Raw genomic sequence first — 3,758 nt, 5'->3', positions numbered from 1 at the left:
CCCCCGGGCCGCCCCCCCCCCCCCCGCCGAGGTGTGGCCGCGCCGGGGTCCGCAGGTCGGTCAGCCGTGCGGGACGACCGCGACCGGCGCCTCGGCGTGGTGCAGTGCCGCGTGGGCGACCCGGCCGAGCCGGGGGCCGAACTCGATCGGGCGGCGGCGCCGACCGACCACGACCAGCGCGGCCCCGGCGGAGGTCTCCACCAGGCCGCGGGCGGCACCGAGCCGGACGTCCTCGACCACCTCGACCTCGGGGTGCCGCTCGCGCTGCCCGGCCAGGGCGAGCGACAGCAGCTTGGCCTCCAGCGCCTCCAGCTGGGCGATCTCCCCCGCCGGTACGGCGCCGCCCGCGTAACCGAACAGCGGCGGCAGGTCCCAGCCGTGCACCGCCCGGACCCGGGCGCCCTGCAGGGCGGCCTCGCGGAAGGCGAAGGCGAGCACCTCCTCCTCGGGGCTGTGCGCGTCGACGCCGACCACCGAGCCGTCGACCCCGGCCGCAACGGTTGACGTCATGAGAGTTCCTCCATGTCTCGGTGCCGGGAACGGTGCGCACTGACGCCCCGTCCGCTCCTGCTCCCACCCTGACGTCCGGGTACGGCCCCCACCAGAGGCCGCAAGCCCCCCGCCCACGGGACGAAAGACCCGCCGGCCGAAGATTACGGGCGGCCCCGGCCTCCACCCCGTCGACACCCGGGCACTACCGTATGAACACGGCATTCCCGCTGGTCGGACGGCGCCGAAGCCGCCCGGACCCGCAGCGGTGGACGCTCAGGGCGAGGACGAGGAGGACAGCGGTGGGCGGAGCGGACGGCAGTGCGGCGGGCGGCGGCGCGCGGATGCCCCGGCTGCGCCTGGACGAGCTGCTGGAGGAGCTCCAGTGGCGCATCGACGCGGCGCGCGGGACGCAGAACCGGGTGCACAGCCTGCTGGAGGCGGTGCTCGCGGTCGGCCGTGAGCTGGACCTCTCCCAGGCGCTGCATCGGATCGTGGAGGCCGCCGCGGACCTGGTGGACGCCCGGTACGGCGCGCTGGGGGTGATCGGGCCGGACGGGCACTCGCTGTCGCAGTTCCTGACGGTGGGTCTGTCCGAGGAGGAGATCACCGAGATCGGCCCGCCGCCCTCCGGCCGGGGCATCCTCGGCGAGCTGATCCGCCATCCGCAGCCGCTGCGCTGCCCGGTGCTGTCCGACCACCCGGCCTCGGTCGGCTTCCCGGCGAACCACCCGCCGATGCACACCTTCCTGGGGGTGCCGGTGCGGGTGCACGGCGAGGTGTTCGGCAACCTGTACCTGACCGACAAGCGCGGCGGGCTGGACTTCGACGAGGACGACGAGGCGGTGATCGCCGCCCTGGCGGTCGCGGCCGGGGTGGCGATCGACAACGCCCGGCTGTACGAGGAGGCGCAGCTGCGCCAGCGCTGGCTGCGGGCCAGCACCGAGATCACCCGCAGCCTGCTGTCGGGCGCGCCGCGGCTGGAGGTGGTCGAGCTGATCGCCCGCCGGGCCCGGGAGATCTCCCGCGCCGAACTGGCGGACGTCTCGGTGGCGCTGGCCGGTCCGCAGGAGCGCGCCGAGGAGCTGACGGTCGAGGTCGCGCTCGGTGGCGCGCCCGCCGCCCGGCTGGGCGTGACGGTGCCGGTGGACGGCACCCTGTCCGGCGCCGCGTACGCCTCCGGTTCGCCGGTGACCAGCGACGAACTGGCCTGCGACGCCCGCTTCCCGGCCGGTCCGGCGGGCCGCTTCGACGGGCTGGGCCCGGCCGTCGCGGTGCCGCTGGGCACCGGCTCCGGGTACGGGCGCGGCGTGCTGCTGCTCGCCCGGGCGCAGGGACGGCCGGCCTTCGGGCCGGAGGAGACCGGCCCGCTGCTGGGCTTCGCCGACCAGGCGGCGCTCGCCCTTGAGCTGGCCGAACGGAGGCGCGACGCCGAGCAGTTGAACCTGCTGGAGGACCGCGACCGGATCGCCCGGGACCTGCACGACCTGGCCATCCAGCGGCTGTTCGCCACCGGGATGACCCTGCAGAGCGCGGGCCGGCTGATCGAGTCCCCGGCCGCCGCCGACCGGGTGGCCCGCGCGGTCGCGGACCTGGACGAGACCATCAAGATCATCCGCTCGACCATCTTCGGCCTGCGCGCCCACAGCGAACCCGACCGCGGCCTGCGCGCCCGCGCCACCCGGGTGGTCACCGACGCGCAGGGGCCGCTCGGGTTCGCGCCCCGGCTGAGCATGGAGGGCCTGCTCGACACCGACGTGCCGCAGGAGCTGGCCGAGCACGTGGTGGCCGTCCTCGCCGAGGCGCTCAGCAACGCCGCCCGGCACGCCCGCGCCACCCGGGTCGAGGTGGCCCTGCGCGCCCTGGCCGGGCAGGTGGTGCTCACGGTGACCGACGACGGGGTGGGGGTGCCCGAGGGCGGCCGGCGCAGCGGGCTGCGCAACCTCGCCGAGCGCGCCGAGCGGGTCGGCGGGGCCTTCACCCTCGGCCCGGCGGACGGCGAGGGCGGCGGCACCCGGCTGGTGTGGGAGGCGCCGCTCGGGTCCTGAGCGGCCGAGCGGGGCATCGGGGTCGTGCCCGGCGCCCTCGACGGTCACCGCGCGACCGCGGAAGACCACGCCCGACCGCTGCTCGACCGCGGCCACTTCGTCCGTTCCGGCTCCTCCGAGGGCCCCTGAGGGCCCCTGAGGGCCGTGCCTCGGCGTCGCAGTCGTGATCGCTCTTCATGCCCGCGGTGCTCGCCCGGGCGGGGCGGGGTCGCGAGGGCCGATGGTCCCGCCGAAGGGCCGGGAGCGGGCGGGCCGTCAGCCCCGGCCGAACCGCGGCGTGGACGGCTGCGCGGTGGAGGACTGCCGCAGCTCGGTGGCGATCAGCGCCGCCTGCACCCGGCGCTCCACGCCGAGCTTGGCGAGCAGCCGGGAGACGTGGTTCTTCACCGTCTTCTCGGCCAGGTAGAGCCGCTCGCCGATCTGCCGGTTGGTCAGGCCCTCGCCGATCAGTGCCAGCACCTCCTCCTCGCGCGCGGTCAGCCCCGGTCCGGCGGTGACCGGCTGGGCGGGCTCGGCGTCACTGCGCAGCCGGTTCAGCAGCCGGGTCGCCGCACCGGGGTCGAGCATCGACCGGCCGGAGGCGACGGTACGGACGGCGGCGACCAGGTCGGTGCCGCTGATCTGCTTCAGCACATAGCCGGCGGCGCCCGCCATCACGGCGTCGAGCAGCGCCTCCTCGTCGTCGAAGGAGGTCAGCATCAGACAGGCCAGGTCGGGCATCCGCGAGCGCAGCTCACGGCAGACCGACACGCCGTCCCCGTCGCCCAGCCGGACGTCCAGCACCGCCACATCGGGCCGCAGCGCCGGCACCCGCACCAGGGCCTGTTCGGCCGTCGCGGCCTCCCCGACCACCTCCAGGTCCGGCTCACCGTCCAGCAGGTCGTGCACCCCACGGCGCACCACCTCGTGGTCGTCCAGCAGGAACACCCGAACCGGCGCCGAACCCTCGACACCCTCCACCTTGGTCGCCATGACGCGGCTCCACCTTCATCAACCCCCGCACACTCCCAGCGGGGCCCAGGGCATCATCCCCCGCCCGCAGGCACGGGCCCAGGGCCCAACGGCCCCAATCGGGGCGGGACGGAGGACCCAACAGACGGCGGCGGGGGGGGGCGGGGCGCCCCCCCCCCCCCCGGGGGGCCCCCCCCCCCCGGCCCCCCCCCCCCCCCCCCCCGGGGGGGGCCCCCGCGCGGGGCCGGGGCCCCCCCGCGCGCCGGGGGC

General features: G+C 76.9%; 3 protein-coding genes. 1 reads left to right on the top strand and 2 read right to left on the bottom strand.

All coding sequences use genetic code 11. The features are described from left to right. Positions 1 to 60 precede the first annotated feature (60 nt). Positions 61 to 510, bottom strand: coding sequence for a universal stress protein (locus tag ABZW30_RS46640; protein ID WP_355677433.1), 450 nt, complete (start codon positions 508 to 510; stop codon positions 61 to 63). A 323-nt stretch (positions 511 to 833) separates the two neighbouring features. Here ABZW30_RS46640 and ABZW30_RS46635 point away from each other — a divergent pair, with 323 nt between their 5' ends. Next, positions 834 to 2,537, top strand: coding sequence for a GAF domain-containing protein (locus tag ABZW30_RS46635; RefSeq protein ID WP_355677434.1), 1,704 nt, complete (start codon positions 834 to 836; stop codon positions 2,535 to 2,537). Positions 2,538 to 2,792: 255 nt separating this feature from the next. Here the strand turns inward: ABZW30_RS46635 and ABZW30_RS46630 are convergent, their stop codons facing one another. Beyond that, positions 2,793 to 3,509, bottom strand: coding sequence for a response regulator transcription factor (locus tag ABZW30_RS46630; protein WP_355677432.1), 717 nt, complete (start codon positions 3,507 to 3,509; stop codon positions 2,793 to 2,795). Positions 3,510 to 3,758 lie beyond the last annotated feature (249 nt).

Origin of the sequence: Kitasatospora sp. NPDC004669 (genome assembly GCF_040609455.1) — a bacterium.
In the GTDB taxonomy this organism is placed as follows: domain Bacteria; phylum Actinomycetota; class Actinomycetes; order Streptomycetales; family Streptomycetaceae; genus Kitasatospora.
This window is presented reverse-complemented; position numbering and strand designations above follow the sequence as displayed.

Bases quoted from the DNA above. Each gene is read 5' to 3' on its own strand.
- ABZW30_RS46640 (WP_355677433.1), bottom strand. From the start codon at position 510: ATGACGTCAACCGTTGCGGCCGGGGTCGACGGCTCGGTGGTCGGCGTC.
- ABZW30_RS46635 (WP_355677434.1), top strand. From the start codon at position 834: ATGCCCCGGCTGCGCCTGGACGAGCTGCTGGAGGAGCTCCAGTGGCGC.
- ABZW30_RS46630 (WP_355677432.1), bottom strand. From the start codon at position 3,509: ATGGCGACCAAGGTGGAGGGTGTCGAGGGTTCGGCGCCGGTTCGGGTG.